The organism is Embleya sp. NPDC025285, assembly GCF_055558835.1.
The window spans coordinates 90,160-109,537 of sequence record NZ_JBVHLU010000020.1 but is presented as its reverse complement, the minus strand read 5'-3'; the positions used below and the strand labels follow the sequence as shown (position 1 = coordinate 109,537).

Annotated in this window: 14 protein-coding genes; 10 read left to right on the top strand and 4 right to left on the bottom strand. The window is 72.3% G+C overall.

Translation table 11 applies throughout. The features are described 5' to 3' along the window. Positions 1-708: 708 nt before the first annotated feature. Positions 709-1,176 (top strand): DoxX family protein, encoded by a 468-nt coding sequence (locus ACZ4FV_RS16100; RefSeq protein ID WP_395871534.1) that lies wholly within the window; start codon positions 709-711, stop codon positions 1,174-1,176. Between the two features lie 50 nt (positions 1,177-1,226). Here the strand turns inward: ACZ4FV_RS16100 and ACZ4FV_RS16095 are convergent, their stop codons facing one another. Continuing rightward, positions 1,227-2,849 (bottom strand): PucR family transcriptional regulator, encoded by a 1,623-nt coding sequence (locus ACZ4FV_RS16095; RefSeq protein WP_402232625.1) that lies wholly within the window; start codon positions 2,847-2,849, stop codon positions 1,227-1,229. 162 nt (positions 2,850-3,011) lie between these two features. Here ACZ4FV_RS16095 and ACZ4FV_RS16090 point away from each other — a divergent pair, with 162 nt between their 5' ends. The 4 genes from ACZ4FV_RS16090 (at position 3,012) to ACZ4FV_RS16075 (ending at position 7,571) form a co-directional block, all read left to right on the top strand. After that, on the top strand, positions 3,012-4,541 hold the full coding sequence (locus ACZ4FV_RS16090; protein ID WP_402232628.1) for a purine-cytosine permease family protein: 1,530 nt from the start codon (positions 3,012-3,014) through the stop codon (positions 4,539-4,541). A 2-nt stretch (positions 4,542-4,543) separates the two neighbouring features. Next, positions 4,544-5,431, top strand: a complete 888-nt coding sequence (locus ACZ4FV_RS16085; RefSeq protein WP_402232631.1) for a nitrilase-related carbon-nitrogen hydrolase — start codon at positions 4,544-4,546, stop codon at positions 5,429-5,431. Next, positions 5,428-6,390, top strand: coding sequence for an agmatinase (gene speB / locus ACZ4FV_RS16080; RefSeq protein WP_402232634.1), 963 nt, complete (start codon positions 5,428-5,430; stop codon positions 6,388-6,390). Before ACZ4FV_RS16085 ends, speB begins: the two co-directional genes overlap by 4 nt. A gap of 209 nt (positions 6,391-6,599) precedes the next feature. Next, complete coding sequence (locus ACZ4FV_RS16075; RefSeq protein ID WP_465322800.1) at positions 6,600-7,571, top strand: aldo/keto reductase; 972 nt, start codon at positions 6,600-6,602, stop codon at positions 7,569-7,571. 169 nt (positions 7,572-7,740) lie between these two features. Here ACZ4FV_RS16075 and ACZ4FV_RS16070 read toward each other — a convergent pair whose 3' ends face one another. After that, a complete protein-coding gene (locus ACZ4FV_RS16070) occupies positions 7,741-10,047 on the bottom strand; it encodes a glycosyl hydrolase family 18 protein (protein WP_465322799.1) in 2,307 nt (768 codons plus the stop codon). Between the two features lie 358 nt (positions 10,048-10,405). On the opposite strand from ACZ4FV_RS16070, the gene ACZ4FV_RS16065 reads away from it, so the two are divergent. Then, positions 10,406-10,930, top strand: a complete 525-nt coding sequence (locus ACZ4FV_RS16065) for a hypothetical protein (RefSeq protein WP_395871520.1) — start codon at positions 10,406-10,408, stop codon at positions 10,928-10,930. 41 nt (positions 10,931-10,971) lie between these two features. On the opposite strand, the gene ACZ4FV_RS16060 is transcribed toward ACZ4FV_RS16065, so the two are convergent. Next, positions 10,972-12,150 (bottom strand): MalY/PatB family protein, encoded by a 1,179-nt coding sequence (locus ACZ4FV_RS16060; RefSeq protein WP_465322798.1) that lies wholly within the window; start codon positions 12,148-12,150, stop codon positions 10,972-10,974. Positions 12,151-12,293: 143 nt separating this feature from the next. On the opposite strand from ACZ4FV_RS16060, the gene cas3g reads away from it, so the two are divergent. From cas3g to ACZ4FV_RS16045, 3 genes are all read left to right on the top strand, one after another. Further along, the gene (gene cas3g, locus ACZ4FV_RS16055) at positions 12,294-14,912 is read left to right on the top strand and encodes a type I-G CRISPR-associated helicase/endonuclease Cas3g (RefSeq protein WP_465322797.1); all 2,619 of its coding nucleotides are present in this window, start codon (positions 12,294-12,296) and stop codon (positions 14,910-14,912) included. Positions 14,913-15,025: 113 nt separating this feature from the next. After that, positions 15,026-15,505 (top strand): DUF2867 domain-containing protein, encoded by a 480-nt coding sequence (locus ACZ4FV_RS16050; protein ID WP_402232644.1) that lies wholly within the window; start codon positions 15,026-15,028, stop codon positions 15,503-15,505. Positions 15,506-15,684: 179 nt separating this feature from the next. Then, complete coding sequence (locus tag ACZ4FV_RS16045; protein WP_395871510.1) at positions 15,685-16,917, top strand: styrene monooxygenase/indole monooxygenase family protein; 1,233 nt, start codon at positions 15,685-15,687, stop codon at positions 16,915-16,917. On the opposite strand, the gene ACZ4FV_RS16040 is transcribed toward ACZ4FV_RS16045, so the two are convergent. Continuing rightward, positions 16,887-18,494: a flavin-containing monooxygenase gene (locus tag ACZ4FV_RS16040; RefSeq protein ID WP_465322796.1), complete on the bottom strand. Its 1,608-nt coding sequence runs from the start codon at positions 18,492-18,494 to the stop codon at positions 16,887-16,889. The genes ACZ4FV_RS16045 and ACZ4FV_RS16040 overlap by 31 nt on opposite strands. A 189-nt stretch (positions 18,495-18,683) precedes the next feature. Here ACZ4FV_RS16040 and ACZ4FV_RS16035 point away from each other — a divergent pair, with 189 nt between their 5' ends. After that, positions 18,684-19,343, top strand: a complete 660-nt coding sequence (locus tag ACZ4FV_RS16035; protein WP_395871505.1) for a TetR/AcrR family transcriptional regulator — start codon at positions 18,684-18,686, stop codon at positions 19,341-19,343. Positions 19,344-19,378: the final 35 nt, after the last annotated feature.

Genomic DNA, 19,378 nt, shown 5'->3' with positions numbered 1-19,378 from the left:
TGCGATCGGGGCAGGCGGTACCGGCGCCTCCGCTTCCGGTTCGAACGCGGTTGGATCGCCGTACGGTGAACGCCGATTCGATCCGGCCCCGGCTTGCGATCAGCGGGCGTCCGCGCGCGTCATGGGCGGCCGGGGGACGCGCGCACGCGCTAGCCGGCGCGGCGCGGCCGGTTCACCCGAGCCGAACTCGCGGTCGGCAAACCGGCGTTCGGGTCCCGGAGCGGCGTCCTCGAACAGCTCGCCGACCGTTCCGGGATCGTTCGGTCGCGAGCATTCGACGCAAAAACGCCCATGAACGGATCACTCCTCGCAAGGGGGTGCGGGGTCGACCAGGAAGCGCCCGATTGCGGCTGGGGCAACTGTTCGCATCGGTGCGCACACACACTGTCCCTGCGAATCCACCGGACGTCAAACGAAACTTGGGTGTCGGCCCGCCTCTGTTGTCACTGTCACGGTCGGGATCGACGCCCTTTGCCCCGGCGGCAGTTCGCCGCCGAGGGCGGTTCGGCGCGCCGAGTGGGGGCGGATCGCGGCGGTCGACGGGGGAGGACGCGCGCGGTGCAGGGTCACCGGTTGGTGGGGTGCTGTCCACCCGGGCCACTTGCCATTTTGTGCCGATCGAGAAGCTCGGCATTGTCGCTGTCGGGACGGCCCGTCAAGACTGGTCTGGACCAATCTCCCGCACTCCGTCCCCCCAGGAGCCGTCCGATGTCACCCATTCCGCACGCCTTCGTCGAGTCCGCCAAACCCCATGTACTGGGCCTGTTCCGGATCGTCGTCGGGCTGCTGTTCACCTGCCACGGCACCGCCTCGCTGTTCGGCTTCCCGGACGGCGGGCGCGGCACCGTGCCCTCCGGCGAGTGGCCGGGCTGGTACGCGGCCGTGATTCAACTCGTGGGCGGCGGGCTGGTGTTGCTCGGGCTGGGCACCCGGGCCGCCGCGTTCGTCTCGTCCGGATCGATGGCGTACGCCTACTTCACCGAGCACCAGAAGCTGGATCTGTGGCCGATCCAAAACGGTGGCGAGGCGTCGGCGATGTTCTGCTGGGCCCTGTTGCTGATCGTGGTGTTCGGGTCGGGCAGCTTCGCGCTCGAGCGGCTGTTGGCGCGTGGCGGCGCCGACACCTCGAACGCGCCGGCCCCGTCGAAGGAGTCCGCACCGGCGGCGCTGCGATGAGCACGGCCCCCCGGTAGCGGCGGCCGGCGCCCCGGGGCGGTGCGCGAGGTTCAGCCCAGACTGTCGCGGCGGATGCGGGCCGCCAGCCACAGATCGAAGCGATCGTCACCGTCCTGCGGGCGCCGGCCCGTCAACCGCATCGCCTTGTCCACCCGATTGCGCACGGTGTGCCGATGCACGTCCAGGCGCCGACTCGTCTCGTCCCAGGAGCCGCCGGTCTCCAACCACACGGCCAGCGTCGCGGCCAGTTCGCCGCCGGGGTCGGCGGCGTCGATCGGCCCCAGCACCGCGTCCGCGTAGCCGGCCAGCGTGCGCGCGTCGGCCAGACCGAGCAGCAGCCTGCTCGCGGTGCCGTGCCGAGCCTCCACCGGATGCCCGGCGGCCCGGCTCACCGCGAGCAGGCTGCGCGCCTGCCGAATCGAGGACCCGGCCGCGTCCGGAGCGGCGGCCGGGCCGATGCCCGCCGCCCGACCCGGGGCGAAGCGGCCGAGGATGGCCCGTACGTCCAGCTCGGCGCCCAGCACCGCCTCCACCGCGCCGCCCGCCACCCGGACCAGGCCGCCGGGCAGGGCCAGCGCGAGGTCGGCCGCGAGCTCGGCCGCGTCGAGGTGCCCGGTGTCCGCGTCCGCCGGATCCGGATCCAGGCCCACCACCACACCGCGCACCTCCCGCGCCGCCAACCCGGCTGCGGCGAGCACGTCGCGCGCCTGCTCGGCGGTGGTGCCCGGGGCCAGCAACCGACCGAGCAGCGCGGCCCGACGCCGACGCACCGGTTCGTCGGCCAGGTGCCGGCGCTCCAGCTCCAGGGACAGCAGCGACACCAGGCCGGACACCAGCAGTCGGGCCGCCGACTCGACCGGACCGGCCAGCACCAGCAGCCCGCGCAGCCGCCGGGCGCCCAACGGCTGCACCTCCACCCGTACACCCTGTGCGTCGCTGCTGCTGCCGCTGCCGTGCAGGCCCCGCGCGGCCACCTTCCGGATCAGGTCGGTGCTCGCCGCCAGCAGCGCCACCGCGTCCGCCGAGCCGTCGGCGCCCGGCGCCTCGGGCGGACCGGCCAGGCTGTCCGCGACCAACCGGCCCACCGGGTCGGCGACGATCGCGTCCACACCGGTCGCGGCCCGCCAGGCGCGCAGCGTGGCCAGCACACCGTTGCCGGAGGCCGCCGCGATGGTCAGCCGGCGCTGCGCCTCGAACGCGTGCTCCAGGGCCAGCCGCTGACGGGCGGCGCGGGCCTCGAACACGGCCTTGGTGACCGCGATGAAGGGCACCTCGTCCGGGACCGTGAGCAGCGGCAGGCCGGCCGAGTGGGCGGCCCGGATCAACGGCTCGGGCGCGCTTTGGTGCGGCAGCTCCCGACCCAGGCCCAGCACCAGGGCGCACGCGCCCGCGCCCGCGACGTCGCGCACGTACGCGGCGCAGGCCGCGTCGGTCATCGGCAGCAGCAGGCCGATCGTCATCAGCAGCTCGCCGCCCTGGAGCCAGTGGCCGGGAGTGAGCAGCTCGGACACGTGCGCTGCCTCCACCCGCCGGTCCAGGTGCTCGGCGCCGGCGGCGACCGCCAGGCGCAGGTCGGGCAGGGCCACCAGATCAAAGATGCGCAGGGCGCCGGAGAAATCGGGCATGGCGGACCGGCCGGTGGGTGCGGAGGGCGGGATCGTCGACGAGGGCATGGACATAGTGTCCACCCGTCTCCATCAGATTCGACATGATATCGATCGTTTACGGTTGTTAACCGGGCGTACCTTCAAGCGTCATCCCATCGATCACGCTTCGTCCCCCGACCGTCGTCCCCGACGCGTCGACCGAACGGGACCAGGACCGCAGGAGAGCCCATGGACGCCACCAGGCCACCGCGCGCGGCCCCCGCCACCGCCCGCCACGCCGCCGTCCCGGCGGCCGGGCCGGTCGCGACCGGCCCCGGGGCGGACACCGCGCCGCGTCCCGGGGGTGTGGCCATCGAGACCCGCTCGATCGACTACGTCCCGGCCCGCGAGCGGCACGGCAAGGTGTGGCACCAGGGCCCGTTCTGGTTCACCGGCAACTTCGTGCTCACCACGATGGTCACCGGCTTCATCGGTCCGGCCCTGGGCCTGGGACTGGGCTGGTCGGTGCTGGCCGTGGTGCTCGGCGCGTGCTTCGGCACCTTCTTCATGGCCTTCCACGCCAATCAGGGTCCGCGGATGGGCCTGCCGCAGATGATCCAGTCCCGCGCCCAGTTCGGCATCCGCGGCGCGATCGTCCCGTTCGTCGCGGTCGTGTTCGTCTACGTCGGCTTCAACGTGTTCAACGTGGTGCTGGCCACCGAGGGTCTGCAGACCGTGCTGCCGGGCGGCTCGACACTGTGGTACGCGGTACTGATCTCGATCGCGATCGTGCTCGCCGTGGTCGGCCACGACCTGCTGCACCTGGTCCAGCGCTGGCTGACCTACGCGCTGATCGCGGTCTTCGGGGTGCTCAGCGTCGGCGCGATGGTCAACCTCGACGTGTCCACACCGGCCGGCGGCGGCGGGATGTCCTGGACCGCGTTCCTGGTGGTCTTCTCCGGCGCGGCCGGATACCAGATCAGCTACGCCGTCTATGTCTCGGACTACTCCCGCTACCTGCCCGCCGATGTGCCCGCGCGCAAGGTGATCTGGTGGACCTACGCGGGCGCGGCCGGCTCGGCGGCGTGGCTGATGTCGCTGGGCGCGCTGCTCGCCTCCGCGCTGCCGGACCCGGACGCGATCGGCGCGGTGCGCCGGGTGGGCAACGACATCGTGCCCGGCTTCGGTACGTTCGCCGTGCTGGTCTCCTCGCTCGCGCTGATCAGCATCATGGCGGTGAACGCCTACGGCGCGATGCTCACCACCACCAGCGCGATCGACGCCTTCCGGCCGGTGCGGCCGACGGTGCGGGTCCGGGTGGCCGGGATCGTGGCGATCGAGGCGATCGTCTTCGTGGTTGCGATCGTGCTCCCGGACGACTACCTGGGCAGCTTCAACGACTTCGTGCTGATGATGCTCTACTTCCTGATCCCCTGGACGGCCGTCAACCTGGTGGACTTCTACCTCGTCCGGCGCGGCCACTACGCGGTCACCGCGATCTTCGACCCGCGTGGCATCTACGGCCGGTGGTCCTGGCGCGGTCTGACCGCCTACACCGTCGGCTTCGCGGCGATGATCCCGTTCTTCAAGACCAGCTTCTTCACCGGACCGGTGGCGGACGCGCTCGACGGCGCGGACCTGTCCTTCGCGGTCGGCCTGCTGGTCGGCGGCGCGCTGTACGCGTGGCTGTGTCGCGATCTGGACCTGACCGCCGAACGGGCCGCCGAGCGCGCGAGCGAGGCCGAGCTCGAAGGCGCCGACGCGCCGCGGGGGGTGTGAACGTGACCGAGACCGTGGTGGCCTGCGCGCAACTCGCGCTGTCCGTCGGCGACGTGGCCGGCAATCGCCGCGCGGCGCTGGCCGCGATCGAGCGGGCCGCCGAGGCCGGCGCCGAGGTGTTGGTCCTGCCCGAACTGGTGAACAGCGGCTATGTGTTGCGCGACGCGGCCGAGGCCGCGGCGCTCGCCGAGCCGGTGGACGGGCCGACCGTGACCGGCTGGCGGGACGCGGCCCGGCGACACGACCTGATCGTGGTGGGCGGCTTCGCCGAGCGCGACGCCGACGGGGCGATCCGCAACTCGGCGGTCCTGGTCGACCCGAGCGGCGTACGGGCCCGCTACCGCAAGGCGCACCTGTGGGGTCGCGAGAGCGAACTGTTCGTCCCCGGAAGCGAGTTGCCGCCGGTGGTGGACACCAGGGTGGGGCGGATCGGGGTCCTGGTCTGCTACGACGTGGAGTTCCCCGAATGGGTGCGCACCGCGACACTGCGCGGCGCGGACCTGCTGTGCGCGCCGGTGAACTGGCCGTTCGCGCCCCGACCGGCCGGCGAGCGGCCGGCGGAGGACATCCGGGTGCAGGCGAACGCCGCGGTGAACCGGGTGTTCGTCGCCGCGTGCGACCGGGCCGGCCCCGAACGCGGCACCTCGTGGGTCGGCGGCTCGATCATCGTCGACCCGGACGGCTTCCCGCTCGCCGGTCCACCGGCCGAGGACGCCGAACACCTGCTGCTCGCCCGCTGTCGGCTCGCCGACGCCCGGGACAAGCGGATCGGCGCGCACAACGACGTGTTCGCCGACCGCCGACCGGAGTTGTACGCACCGATCGTGAACCCCGCCCCCGGCCCCTCCGCCTCCCTCGACGAGCACACCGATGAAAGGACCGAGCGATGACCGGCGCCCCCCGAGGACCCATCGACGCCACGCGTGTACCCCGCTTCGCCGGACCGGCCACGTTCGCGCGGCTGCCGCGAGCCGACGAGGTCGAGCACGTGGACGTCGCGGTGGTGGGCGTGCCGTTCGACAGCGGCGTCAGCTACCGCCCCGGCGCGCGGTTCGGCCCCGCGCACGTACGCGCCTCGTCCAAGCTGCTGCGGCCCTACAACCCGGCCCTGGACGTGTCGCCGTTCGCCGAGCAGCAGGTCGCCGACGCGGGCGACATCGCGGTCAACCCGTTCGACATCGGCGCCGCGATCGCCGACCTGGAGCAGGCCGCCCGCGCCTTCTCCGCGCGCGGCACCCGGCTGCTGACCATCGGCGGCGACCACACCATCGCGCTGCCCCTGCTGCGTGCGGTGGCCGCCGAGCACGGCCCGATCGCGGTGGTGCACTTCGACGCGCACCTGGATACGTGGGACACCTACTTCGGCGAGCCGTACACGCACGGCACGCCGTTCCGCCGCGCGTCGGAGGAGGGCCTGCTGGATCCGACCCGCTGCCTGCACGTGGGCATCCGCGGGCCGCTGTACGGGCCCGACGACCTGCGTGAGGACGGCGTGCTGGGCTTCCAGGTCGTGCACAGCGACGACTACCAGGACGCCACCGTCGCCTCGGTGGTGGAGCGCATGCGCCGCCGCCTGGGCACCGGTCCGGTCTACGTCTCGGTCGACATCGACGTGCTCGACCCCGCGCACGCGCCCGGCACCGGCACGCCCGAGGCGGGTGGGCTGACCAGCCGCGAACTGCTCAACACGCTGCGCGGTCTGGTCGGCCTGAATGTGGTCGGCGCCGACATCGTCGAGGTCGCGCCCGCCTACGACCACGCGGAACTGACCGGCATCGCCGCCGCGCACGTGGGCTACGAACTGCTCTCCGTCCTGGCCCGCAACCGCCGCGACGGCCTGTCCGGCTGACCGCGCGGACGCCCGCGTCGAGCCGACGCCGACGAACTCGACGCGCGGGCGCGGCGACCGCTCACGGGGGCGGTCGCCGCGCGGGATATCTTCGTGTTCGTCGCGGCCGGTGGGCGGGGTCTCGCCGGTGCCACGCGGCAGGCGCGCACGGCGCGTGGGCTGCGGCCCGCGGGGGGCGTACGAGAGCACGAGGAAGAGGACGGCACGGGATGAAGTACGTGAAGCTCGGCAGCACGGGGTTGGACGTCTCGCGGATCTGTCTCGGCTGCATGAGCTATGGCGTGCCGGAGCGGGGCACGCACCCCTGGACGCTGCCCGAGGAGGCCGCCCGCCCGCTGATCCGACAGGCCGTCGAGGCCGGGATCAACTTCTTCGACACCGCGAACGTCTACTCGGACGGTACCAGCGAGGAGATCGTCGGCCGGGCGCTGGGCGAGTTCGCCCGCCGCGACGAGATCGTGATCGCCACCAAGCTCAACGGCCGGATGCGGCCCGGACCCAACGCGGCGGGGTTGTCCCGCAAGGCCGTACTGACCGAGATCGACAACTCGTTGCGCCGGCTGGGCACGGGCTACGTGGACCTGTACCAGATCCACCGCTGGGACACCGCGACGCCGATCGAGGAGACCATGGAGGCGCTGCACGACGTGGTCAAGGCGGGCAAGGCCCGCTACATCGGCGCCTCGTCGATGTACGCGTGGCAGTTCGCCAAGGCCCAGTACACCGCCGAGCGACACGGTTGGACCAGGTTCGTGTCGATGCAGAACCACCTCAACCTGCTCTATCGCGAGGAGGAGCGGGAGATGTTGCCGCTGTGCGCCGACCAGGGCGTGGGGGTGATCCCGTGGAGCCCGCTGGCCCGGGGCCGGCTCACCCGCGACTGGGGCGCGGACAGCGCACGCAGCGAGACCGACGAGTTCGGCAAGACGCTGTACGGCGAGGCGGACCGGCCGATCGTCGAGGCGGTCGCCACGATCGCGGCCGAGCGCGGCGTCTCGCGTGCGCAAGTGGCGCTGGCCTGGATCGCGAGCCGGCCCGGGGTGACCGCGCCGATCGTCGGCGCGGGCAAGCCCGGCCACATCGAGGACGCGGTGGCGGCGCTGTCGCTGTCGCTGACCGAGGACGAGATCGACCGCCTGGAACGGCCGTACACACCGCGACCGGTCGCGGGTTTCGCCTGATCCGGACCCCCGGGCGGGCGGCTCGTTGCGCTCGTACCTCGCGTGCTTCGGGCGCGGGGCCGAACAGAGCCGTACCGCCGTCCGGAGGGGACCGGACGGCGGTACGGGGATCGGACGTCGAGACGACTGTCCCGGCGCCGGCCTTGCCTGTCGTGCCGACTGCCGCGCGCTACTTGAGTCCGTTGTCGAGCGCGGTGATCAGGGCTCCGTTCGCGGTGTCGCCGGACATCTCCCAGATCATCGCGCCGAGTAGGTTCTTGGATTTGAGGTAGGCCGTTTTTTTGGCGATCGACCACGCGTCGTCGAACGTCCACCACTGGCCGCCGGCCCCGGTATAGCCGTAGGTCGAGACGGATTGTTCGTCGTGGTAGACGGTCAGATTGGGCACACTGGCAAGGAGGTTCGAGTAGCCCCTGGTCCCGGCCTCCTCGGCGAACTGGCCGGGTGCCGCCCCGCCGGCCGCCTGCCATTCGCCGTGCGCGCCGCCGTCGGCGACGGCCTGCCAACCTCGGCCGTAGAACGGGAATCCGATGGTCAACTTGCGTGGGTTGACGCCGGCGTCGGTGTAGATCTTCACCGCGTCGTCGATGCTGAAGTGGGTCGGATACGGGTCCTGCGCGTCGGTGTACAGGTTGGCCTGGTCACCGGTGCGGTTGGGCTCCCAGGAGTTGTCGCTGCCCGCGCCGTGGAAGTCGTAGCCCTGGACGTTGGCGACGTCCAGGTAGTCGAAGATCTTCGAGACGTCCCAGCCCTGGTTCACCTTGACCGGATCGGCCGGGGTGAACGCGGTCAGCAGCTTGCGCGGACCGGCCGTCGCGTCGAGTTGCTTGCGGAACTCGGCGAGCAGCAGGGTCAGGTTCTGCTTGTCGTTGACGTTGTAGTGGTTGCCGGCGTGGCCGTCGGGCGAACCGGGCCACTCCCAGTCCACGTCGATGCCGTCGAAGACCCCGGCGCCGGTGCCCGGGCCGCCCGCGCCGTTGTAGACCGGCAGGTCGCCCTTGATCCAGATGTCGATGCAGGACTTGACCAGCTTCTGCCGGGACGCCTCGGTGGCCGCCGCGTCCGAGAAGAACTTGGAGTACGTCCAGCCGCCGAGCGAGACGACCACCTTCAAGTGCGGGTACTTCGCCTTGAGTTGCTTGAGCTGGTTGAAGTTGCCGCGCAACTTGGCCCAGCCGTCGTCGGCCACCCCGTTGACCGATTGCGCGGCCGACATCGGCCGGGCGTAGTCGGCGTCCGCGTCGCCCGCGCCGGTGCCCTGGTCGGGGTCCTGCGGGTTGGCGGTGGTGCCCTTGGTGACGCCGGCCATGCAGGTCAGGTTGACCGGATCGATGTTCTCGAACGCGTAGTTGATCACGTCGAGCTTGGCCGCCGAGCCGGAGGTGTCCAGGTTCTTCACGAAGTACTGGCGCCCGTAGATGCCCCACTGCACGAAGTAACCGACCCGCAGGTTCTTGCCCGCGCCGGCGATGTCGTCGGTGGTGACGTCGAGCGCGTTGGACGCGGGCGAGGCGTTGTCCGCCGCGTCCCGGGCCTTGACCGTGAAGGTGTACTTGGTCACCGGGGACAGCGCCTCGATCGTGGCCGCGGTGGTGCCGGCCGGGACGGTCTTGGCCAGGGTGCCGTCACGATAGACGTCGTACGCGGCCACGCCGACGTTGTCGGTCGACGCGGTCCAGGCCAGCGCGACGGTGGAGGAGGTCTTGCCGGTGCTGCGCAGGGTGCCCGGCGCGGTCGGCGGGGTCGGATCGCTCGCCGGGTCCACGGTGGTCACCGTCGTGGGCGGACCGAGCGGGCCGAGGTTGCCCCGGGTGTCCTTGGCCCGGACCGCGTAGGTGTACGCGGTGGCCGGCGTCAGGCCGGTGAGGGTGGCCGAGTTGGTCGGCACGGTCGCGACCGTCGTGCCGCCCGAGACCACCTCGTAGCCCGCCACCTGGTAGTCGCCGCCGGTCGCGGCGCTCCAGTCGAGCGCGATCGAGCGCGCGGTGACGGTGGTGGCCCGCGGGGCGCCCGGCGCGGAGGGCGGGACGTCGGGCGTTCCGTCGCACTTGTCGCCGTTGACGGTGCAGTGCAGGGGCGGCCCGGCCGGGCCGTTGCCGATGAACCAGTAGCTGAACGGGTCGGTGCTGCCGCCCGCCGCGATGGTCCCGTTGTAGTAGGCGTTCTTGACCGAGACGTGGCTGCCGGTGACCGTGGCGTCGCCGTAGTAGTTGCCGGTCACGGTGACGCCGGCGGGCAGGTCGAACTCCAACTGCCAGCCGGTCACGGCAGCGGTGCCACCGTTGTGTACGACGTAGGTGCCCTTCCACCACGAGCCGTTGTCCTGGATGGAGAACGTCGCGGTGAGTTTGCCGGCGGCCTGGGCGGAACCGGCGGACAGCCCGGCGAGCACGGCCAAGGGCAGGACGAGGACGGCGAGCAGGGCCAGGGCCCGGCTGCGGAATCGGCTGCGGAATCTGCGCTTGTGAGGGGACATGGCTCTCTCCCTGTGTGCGTGGTACAGGGCGGTACGGAACCGTGCACGCGCGCGCCTCACCGGGGTGATCACGATCGGCGATGTGGGACATCCACCGTGATCCGAAGCAGTCGCATGGCGGATTGGTCTGGACCAAAACGCCTCTTGGAAGGTAATTGGTCTGGACCAGGACGTCAACAGCCGAAGTCCGTTGCAAATGGCAGCCGTTGGGGGCCGCTGGACGCGCACGGGCCGGATGCGGGCAAGGAGGCGAGCCGCCGACGCAGGCGGGTGCGGTCGTGAGCCGGGTGGTTGGACTACCGTGGCGGTGTCGGGGCCGAACGTGTCGCGACAAACGCGCGAGAACGGGATCGGATCGTTGAGCGAGGAAGAGCCGAATCGACCGCGGGACGCCGACGAGACGTTCGCGCGGGTCCGGGCCGGACACGTGTTGCGTACCGAGCCGCACCCCGACGCGGCCGGGCCCTCGGGCGCCGACGCCGATCCGGACGTCGCCGAGGTGCTCGCTTGGTGTACGTGCCTGCTGTGGCGCTCGCGCCTGCCGTGGCCGGCGCACGAGCACCGGCGTGCGTTCGACGAGCACCTGGCCCAGGTCCGCCGGGCCGTCCGGGCCCTGCCCGCCGACCTCGTCGACGGCCGGTTCGCCTACCTGCCCTGCGTGGACGAAGGCGCCGCGCTCGCGGTCGCCGCGACCTGGATCGACCTGGGCAGCGCCCGCAGCCGCCTGTTCCTGGACGGCACGGGCGTGGTGATCGCGTTCGCCGACGTACAGTTCCCCACCGAGGTCGCGCTGTGGGCGCTGCGCAACGACCACGCCGACCCGTCCGCCGCCTACCTCCTGCACGCCTTGGAGTACGCCGCCCGGCAGCGCCCACCGCAGTAGTGAGCGTGCCGGTCCGGCGCCCCAGGGACCGAAGACACTCCCTAGGCTCGGATCGACGCCGCCATCCGGGCGACCGCCTCGGTGAGGATGTCGGGGTGGGTGGCCAGGTTGAATCGGGCATGCCCCGCGCCGCCGGTGCCGAAGTACGTGCCGCAGCTCAGGGCGACCCGACCGCGTTCCAGGAAGCGTGTCGCCGGGCTGTCGCCGAGGCCGAGTTCGCGGCAGTCCAGCCAGGCCAGGTAGGTGCCCTCGGCCGGGGTGTAGCGCACGCTCGGCAACCGGTCGGCGAGCAGTTCGGCCAACAGGCGCCGGTTCTCGTCGAGCCCGACCAGGAGTGCGTCCAGCCACCCGACGCCGTCGCGCAGCGCCGCGGTGTGCGCGATCACGCCGAGGTGGCTGCAACCGTCGGCCGCCTCCGCGGGCATCCGGGCCAGGTCCTCGGCGGCGGCCGGACCGGCCACCGCCAGCGCGGCCTTGAGCCCGGCCAGGTTCCAGCCCTTGGAGGCGGACATCAGCGACAGGCCGTTCTCCGCGCCGGGCACGCTCAGGTACGGCACGAAAACGTCCGGCGAGGCCAGCGGCGCGTGGATCTCGTCCACCACGACCCGCACCCCGTACTCGGCGGCCAGCGCCGCCACCGCGGTCAGCTCCGCCTCGGTGTGCACGGTGCCGGTCGGGTTGTGCGGGTTGCACAGCAGATAGGCGACCCGCTCGCCGGTCGCGCCGGCCGCGCGGAAGGCGGCTTCCAGGACATCGAGGTCGATCCGGTGATCCGCGCCGAGCGGGGCCTCGACGACCTGCCGGTCCATATGCGTGACAAACGCGTAGAACGGCGGGTACGCTGGCGAGTTGACGATCACCCGACCACCGGGGTCGGTGACCAGCCTGAGCATTTCGACCACACCGAGCATCACGTCCGGCACGATCGCGGTGCGTTCCACCGCGAGGGTGCGCCAGTCCCAGCGCTTGGCGGCGAAGTCGGACAAGGCCCGGGCGTACGCGGTACCCGTGGCATAGCCGGTGTCGCCGAGGCGGACCGCGTCGATGATCGCCTGCGCGACCGGCTCGGCCGGCAGGACGTCCATCTCGGCGACCCACACCGGCAACACGTCCTGCGGGTACACCCGCCACTTCTCGCTGGTGCGCTGCCGCAGCTCGGCGAGCGAAAGCGCGCGCAACGGGTTGGCGTGCTCGGGTATGTACCGCGGCAGGCTCTCCATGGATCCCACCATAGGCGAGGCGTCCGGCGGGGCCGCAGCCTGTGGCCGGGGCGCGTCGGGCGTGCGCCGGCCCAGCCGGTGCGTCGCCCGGCGCCGTCGGGGGATTCGCCCACCGAAGTCGGCACCGGCCGGCAGGATGCTCGGTGTCCGGCCTCAAGCCGGACGACGGGGCGGTGATGTACCGGATGACGGAATGCTCTTTCGTCGAGTTCGTGCGCACGGCGACGGGATCGGTGCCGTACGCGTATCAGGAGACCCTCGCGCGGGACGATCTGCCGCAGGTGTTGTGCGTGCCGACCGGGTGCGGGAAGACGGTCGCGGCCGTATTGCCGTGGTTGTGGCGGAGGTTGGCGCATCCCAGGTCCGCGGTGCGCCGGGCGACACCCGGCCGGCTGGTCTACGTGTTGCCGCTGCGCTCCTCGGTCGAGCAGACCCATCGGCTGATCGGCGCATGGATCGAGCGGCTCGGCCGCGCCGGGGACGTCGACGTGCACGTGTTGTCCGTCGGGGCCGAACCCGAGGCCGACGACTGGCAGGTGCGGCCGGCCCGGCCCACCGTCCTGATCGGGACCCAGGACCTGGTGTTGTCCCGCCTGTTGATGCGCGGCCAGGGCGAAGGGCGGGCGTCCTGGCCGCTGTCGTTCGGACTGCTGCACGCCGGCACCCGGTTCGTCTTCGACGAGCCCTACCTGATGGGGCCGGGGTTGGAGACGTCGGCGCAACTTCAGGGTTTGCGCGACGAGTTGGGCACGGTGGGCGGCTCGTCGACGATGTGGATGACGGCGATGCCCGATCCGTCCCGGCTGGGCACCCCGGACCACCCCACGGTGGCCCGCGTGGTGAACGCGCTGGACCTGCCCGTCGAGGCCGAGTTGGCCCGACGTCTGGAGGCGGTACGCACGATCGAGTTCGCCGCCATGCCCGCGATTCCCGAGTCCTACCCGACGGCCGTGGCCGAGGAACTGCTCCGCCGGCATCGGCCCGGGACACGAACGATGGCGGTCCTGAACACGGACGAACGGGCCGACGCGGTACGGGCGGCGCTGGACGTCCTGGCGACCGGACGGGCGCTCGCACCCGAGATGCTCGGCCTGCACGCGCGCTTCCGCCCACCCGAACGCGCTGCGCTGATCCAGCGGTTGGCCGAGGAGCCGGGGACGGCCGGGCAGATCGTGGTGACCACCCAGGTCGTCGAGGCCGGCGTGGATGTCACCGCGCGGGTGCTGCTGACCGAGGTGGCCCCGTGGCCGTCGATCGTGCAGCGGGCCGGGCGGTGCAATCGCGACGGCCGAGAGTCGGATGCGCGCCTGGTGTGGACGTGGCCGCCGATGGACCGGGCCGGCGGGGCCGGACACGTGCCCTACGCCGGTGCGGATCTGCGGTGCGCGGCACGGGCGTTGACCGATCTGGAGGGGCACGCGGTGACCACCGTCCGGTGGCCGCGGATCGCGGTGGCGACGGGCGCTCCGGTACGGCACGTGTTGCGACGCGCGGACCTGATGCGGCTGTTCGACACGCTGCCGGCGCCGGACGCCGACGAGGCGGGGGCCGACGAGGTGGCTCGCTGGATCCGGGACGACGCCGATCCGCATGTCGCGGTGGTGTGGCGGCACTGGCCGAACGGCCGTCCCGACGGGCGCGAGCCGTACCCCCGCCGGGTGGAGATGTGCCCGGTGCCGGTCGCCGAGGTGGCCGACGCGCTGGCCCGCCGGCCGAGCGGGTGGTGGGCCTTCGATCGGGCCGGCGGTTGCCGGCCGTTGACGGCGGCCGACCTGCGACCGGGCGCGGTGGTGTTGGCCGCCGCCGAAGTCGGCTGCTACCACGCGGCATCGGGCTGGGGGAGCCGGCACCCGGGGCCGGTCCCGGTCGTTCGCCTCGACAACGGCCTCCGCGACAACGGTCTCCGCGACAACGGTCTCCGCGACAACGGTCTCCGCGACAACGGTCTCCGCGACGACCGCCTCCGCGACGACGTCGCCCCGGCCGACGTCGAGCGGCCCGAGGAGCCGTGCGCGCAGCGCTGGGTGGACCTGCCGCAACATCTGGCCGACGTCGAGCGCGACGTGCGTACGGTGGCCGGCGAGCTGGCCGAGACGGGGTTCGTGATCCCCGGACACCTGGTCACGTCCGCGGCGCTCGCCGGGCGGTACCACGACCTGGGCAAGGCGCATGCCGCGTTCCAGGCGATGTTGTGCGACGACTGCCCGCCCGGAGCCGAACCACCGGGCCCGGGCCCATGGGCGAAGTCCGGCCACGACCGGGGCACGCACTCGCGCGCGCACTTCCGGCACGAACTGGTCTCCGTGCTGGCCCTGTTGCACCCCGAGGTCCACCTGCTCACCGGCGTGCCCGACGCGGACCTGATCACCTACCTGGTCGCCGCGCACCACGGGCAGGTCCGGGTGGCGATCCGGCCGATGCCGGACGAGGTGGAACGCGCGGTGCCGCGCGTGCTCGGCGTCGAGACCGGCGACCGGTTCGGCCCGGTCGAGGTGCCCGGCGACCGCCGGGTGCCCGCGATCGTGCTGGACCCGACCGTGCTCCTCGCGGGCGGCACGCACGTCGATCCCCGCGCGGGCGCCTGGGGAGCCCCGGACGCCTCGCGGGCCCCGGGCACGTCCGCGGCCTGGACCGCGCGCGTGCTCCGGCTGTGCGACGCCCCGGGACTGGGCCCCTTCCGCCTCGCCTTCCTGGAGGCCCTGGTCCGGGTGGCCGACCGTCGGGTCAGCCGCTCCTACTGCCGGCCCGCGCCGCCGCCCTGACCGCTCCCATCGCCCCCACCGGCCCCTCGCCGTCGACGGTGTGCCGATGGATTCCGCCCCGGATGCCCCGGCTGGGATCGAGGCCGCCGGATCGTCGTCGCAGGGAGGGCCGCGTGAGCACCGACCGCGCACGACGCGTCGAAGTACCGTCGGACCTCCCGTCCGACCCGGACCCGGCGGGTGCCCACTACACCTCGGCGTTCGAGCTGCCCACCTCGACGGCACGCTCGTGGACGCCCGAACAATGGGCCCGCGCCGTGTTCGAGGGTGCCCCGCTCGCCCTGCGTGGCGTGCTGCTCACCGGATGGACCGCGGTGCCGCGCCTGCGGTTGGGCCCGAGACCCTCGCCGAAGCACATCCTGGGCTGGCCGATCGCGGCGGCCGACGCCGACTCGATCACCGTGACCGCCCGCTCGCGCCTGATCACCGCGCACAACATCGTGCTCGTGCGCGACGCGAGCGTCGTGTGGACCACGGTGGTGCGCTTCGAGCGGCCCATCATGCGACCGATCCGGGGCGCCGCCGCGCCGATTCACCACCTGACGATCCCCTGGCTGCTCCACCGCGCCCGCCGCGACGCCCCGCCCGCCTAGGCCCTGCCCGGCGGATCCTGGTGGATCAGGCCGCGTTCGACCAAGCAGCGTCGGCATCAGCCGTGTTCGCCTCCCCCGCCGCAGGCGCGATCAGGTCCGGGATACCGAGGGCGCCCGTCCGGGCACAGGATGCGTGGTCATAACATGCATTCGACCGTGAACCGGAAGGAGCGTCATCCGTGCGCAGGATCCTCGTCGTCGGTGCCGGCCACTCCGGGCTTCAGCTCGCGTTGGGGCTCCAGGACCATGGCTACGACGTCACCGTGATGACCGAGCGCACCCCGGAGGAGATTCGGGCCGGCCGGGTCAGCTCGACGCAGATGATGTTCCCGTCGCAACTCGCCCTGGAGGCGGCGCAGAACCTGGACCTGTGGGACGACCAGGTGCCCAAGCTGCCGCACACCGGGTTCACCATCCCCGGCCCGGATGGTGTGCCGTTCGTCGACTGGCTCGGCGACATGGGCGGGTCCGAGTCGGTCGACCAGCGGTTGAAGATGTCCACCTGGCTGGAGCTGTTCGCCCAGCGAGGCGGCCACGTGGTGCTGCATCCGGTCTCGGTCGGCGACATCGATTGGTACAGCCGGAACTACGACCTGGTGATCGTCGCGGCGGGCAAGGGCGAACTGGTCACCATGTTCGACCGCGACCACGAGCGCTCGGTGCACACCGTTCCGCAGCGCCGGCTGGCCGTCTCCTACCTGCACGGCGTCACGCCGCGCCCGGAGGTCGGCCGCCAGGCGGTGCACCTGAACGTGATCCCGGGACTGGGCGAGTTGTACTACCTGCCCGGCCTCACGCTGACCGGGCCGTGCGAGATCGTGCTCGTCGAGGCGATCCCGGGCGGTCCGTTCGACCTGTTCACCGGCGTTCGCGACGCGCAGGAACACTGGGCGCTGACACTGGAGTTGATCCGCACGTACGCGCCGTGGGACTACGAGCGCACGCGCGCGGCCGAGTTGACCGACGCACTCGGCGTGCTCAGCGGCTCCTTCACCCCGGTGGTGCGCCGCCCGGTTGCGGAACTCCCCTCGGGCGGGCTCGCGTTGGGCATCGCGGACGTGGTGGTGGCGAACGACCCGATCAGCGGTCAGGGCGCGAACAGCGCGGCCCGCGCGGCGGCGGTGTACCTGGCCGCGATCGTCGAGCACGGCGACAAGCCGTTCGACCGGGACTGGATGCTGGACACCTTCGAGCGGTTCTGGGCGTACGCCCGCCACTCGGTGAAGTTCACCACCGCGCTGCTCGCGCCGCCGCCCGAGCATGTGGTGCGGCTGCTCGCGGCGGGCAACGACAACCGGCACGTGGCGGATCGGGTGGCTCGCGCCATCGACACCCCGGCCGACTTCGAGAACTTCCTGTACGAGCCGGACCGGACGGACGCCTATCTGCGCGAGGTCGGCGCGCCGGCCTGATCGACCGCCGGGCGCGGACGGGTGGCCGTACGGGCGAAGCGCATGCCGCGATCCCGGAGCGAGCCGTGCTTGAGCATCAGCACGTCGCGTGGGTAGTTCTGGTGCAGCCGCCACGGCGTGGTCGGCCCCTGCTTGGGCAACTTCGCGGTGGCGCGCAGCACATAGCCGGACTTCAGGTCGATCAGCGGCTCCAGCGGTGCGTCGGCCGAGGGGGCCTGTGGCAGGCAGACCCGATAGCCGTGCGCGTCCATGTGGTTCAGCAGCCGGCAGACGTACTGGCTGACCAGGTCGCATTTGAGCGTCCAGGAGGCGTTGGTGTAGCCCAGCGCGAGCGCGAAGTTGGGCACGCCGGAGAGCATCATGCCCTTGTAGGCCACCGTTTCGGACAACTCGACCGGGGTCCCGTCCACCCGCAGCGTCATCCCGCCGATGGCGAGCAGGTTCAGACCGGTCGCGGTCACCACGACGTCGGCGGCCAGTTCGGCGCCGGAGTTCAGGCGCAGGCCGGTCTCGGTGAAGCCGGCTATGGTGTCGGTGACGATCGAGGCGCGTTCGCCGTGCAGGGCGGTGAACAGGTCGCCGTCGGGGACGAAGCACATCCGCTGGTCCCACGGGTTGTAGCGCGGGGCGAAGTGGGTGTCCACGTCGTAGCCCTCGGGCAGTCGGCGGATCGCGTCCTTGCGCAGCAACGACCTCATCAACGCCGGTGCCCGGCGCGAGACGTGGAACGCGAGCATGGCCATGCCGACGTTCTTGGCCCGGATCAGCGGATAGGCGAACCGATCCGGCAGCGCCCGGCGCAACCGGGCGCCCAGTACGTCGCGCGAGGGCAGCGCCATCACGTAGCCGGGCGAGCGCTGGAGCATGGTCACGTGTGCGGCCGTGCGGGCCAGCGACGGGACCAGGGTGACGGCGGTCGCGCCGCTGCCGATCACCACCACCCGTTTGTCGGCGCAGTCCAGGTCCTCGGGCCACGCCTGCGGGTGCACGACCCGACCGGCGAAGTCGGCCAGGCCGGGGAAGTCCGGGGTGTAGCCCTGGTCGTAGCGGTAGTAGCCGGTGCATACGAACAGGAACGAGCAGGTCAACTCGACGCTTTCGGTCGCGGTCCCACCCGGCTCCCGGGTCGTGTTCGCACTCGCGTTCCGGGCCGCGGTCCCGTCCCGGTCGTGCTGCCGGTCCACGCCGGATTCGCCGCCGGTGGGCGTACGTTCGGCCCGGACCGTCCAGCGGGCCGTCTCGCCGGACCACTCGGCGTCGAGCACCCGGTGGCCGAAGCGCACCAGTTCGTCCACGCGGTGCTCGCGCGCGGTGTCGCGTATGTAGTCCCGGATCGCCGCGCCGCCGGCGATCGACTCGGCGGCGGTCCACGGGCGGAAGGAGTACCCGAGCGTGTGCATGTCCGAGTCGGAGCGGATCCCGGGGTAGCGGAACAAATCCCAGGTTCCGCCGATCGCGTCGCGACCCTCCAGGATCAGCACGGACTTGCCCGGCGAACGCTCACGCAGGTGGCACGCGGCCCCTATCCCGGAGAGACCGGCACCGACGATCAGGACGTCGACGTGTTCCGTGGCCATGCCAGTCCCCATTTCGCGACCGGGCGCCGCCGAGGGCACCCGGACCGGGCGGTGCGTACGACACCCCGGAACACACGCCACGAACGACACACGCGCCTGCCGGGTGATGGTGGCCCACCCACGTTATCGACGTGTTGTCGATCCGGTCAACACAGTGTCGAGTCCGTGGGTCGGCGGTAGGGTTCGGGGGTGAGCGACGCGTCCGCGCAGGACACCACCCGTCCGCGCCGGGGCCGGCGCGAGTCCCGCCCCTCGGGCGCCGACCGGGAGCAGGCGATCCTGGCCACCGCCGAGCGACTGCTCGGCGAGCGCGACCTGAGCGGCATCTCCGTCGACGACCTGGCTCGTGGGGCGGGCATCTCCCGACCCACCTTCTACTTCTACTTCGCCTCCAAGGAGGCGGTCCTGCTCGCGTTGATCGACCGGGTCGTCGCCGAGGCCGACGCGGCCTCGACGGCCGCGCCGGACGGGCCGCCCCGGGACCGGACCGCCCACTGGCGCACGGCGATCGACGCCTTCTTCGCCACCTTCCGGGCACATCGCGCGGTGACCCTCGCGGCCGGTCGGGCCTGCGGGACCAACGTCGAGGTGCGTGAGCTGTGGGCTCGGGTGATGGAGACGTGGGTCCGCCAGGCGACCCGCGCGATCGACGCCGAACGCGAGCGCGGCCTGGCCCCCGAGGGGCTGCCCGCGCGCGACCTGGCCATCGCGCTCACCTCGATGAACGAACGGGTGCTGCACGCGACGTTCGCCGCCGAACAACCCGCCCTGGCCGAGGCCGACGCGGTCGACACGCTGCTCGCGATCTGGATCGCCACCATCTACCGGGCCCCCGCCCCACCGCGCTGATCCCGAGGCGGGCCGCGTCCTGGTTCCGCGACGGC

Bases quoted from the DNA above. Each gene is read 5' to 3' on its own strand.
- ACZ4FV_RS16090 (WP_402232628.1), top strand. From the start codon at position 3,012: ATGGACGCCACCAGGCCACCGCGCGCGGCCCCCGCCACCGCCCGCCAC.
- ACZ4FV_RS16095 (WP_402232625.1), bottom strand. From the start codon at position 2,849: ATGCCCTCGTCGACGATCCCGCCCTCCGCACCCACCGGCCGGTCCGCC.
- ACZ4FV_RS16060 (WP_465322798.1), bottom strand. From the start codon at position 12,150: ATGGAGAGCCTGCCGCGGTACATACCCGAGCACGCCAACCCGTTGCGC.
- ACZ4FV_RS16040 (WP_465322796.1), bottom strand. From the start codon at position 18,494: ATGGCCACGGAACACGTCGACGTCCTGATCGTCGGTGCCGGTCTCTCC.
- ACZ4FV_RS16070 (WP_465322799.1), bottom strand. From the start codon at position 10,047: ATGTCCCCTCACAAGCGCAGATTCCGCAGCCGATTCCGCAGCCGGGCC.
- ACZ4FV_RS16100 (WP_395871534.1), top strand. From the start codon at position 709: ATGTCACCCATTCCGCACGCCTTCGTCGAGTCCGCCAAACCCCATGTA.
- speB (WP_402232634.1), top strand. From the start codon at position 5,428: ATGACCGGCGCCCCCCGAGGACCCATCGACGCCACGCGTGTACCCCGC.
- ACZ4FV_RS16075 (WP_465322800.1), top strand. From the start codon at position 6,600: ATGAAGTACGTGAAGCTCGGCAGCACGGGGTTGGACGTCTCGCGGATC.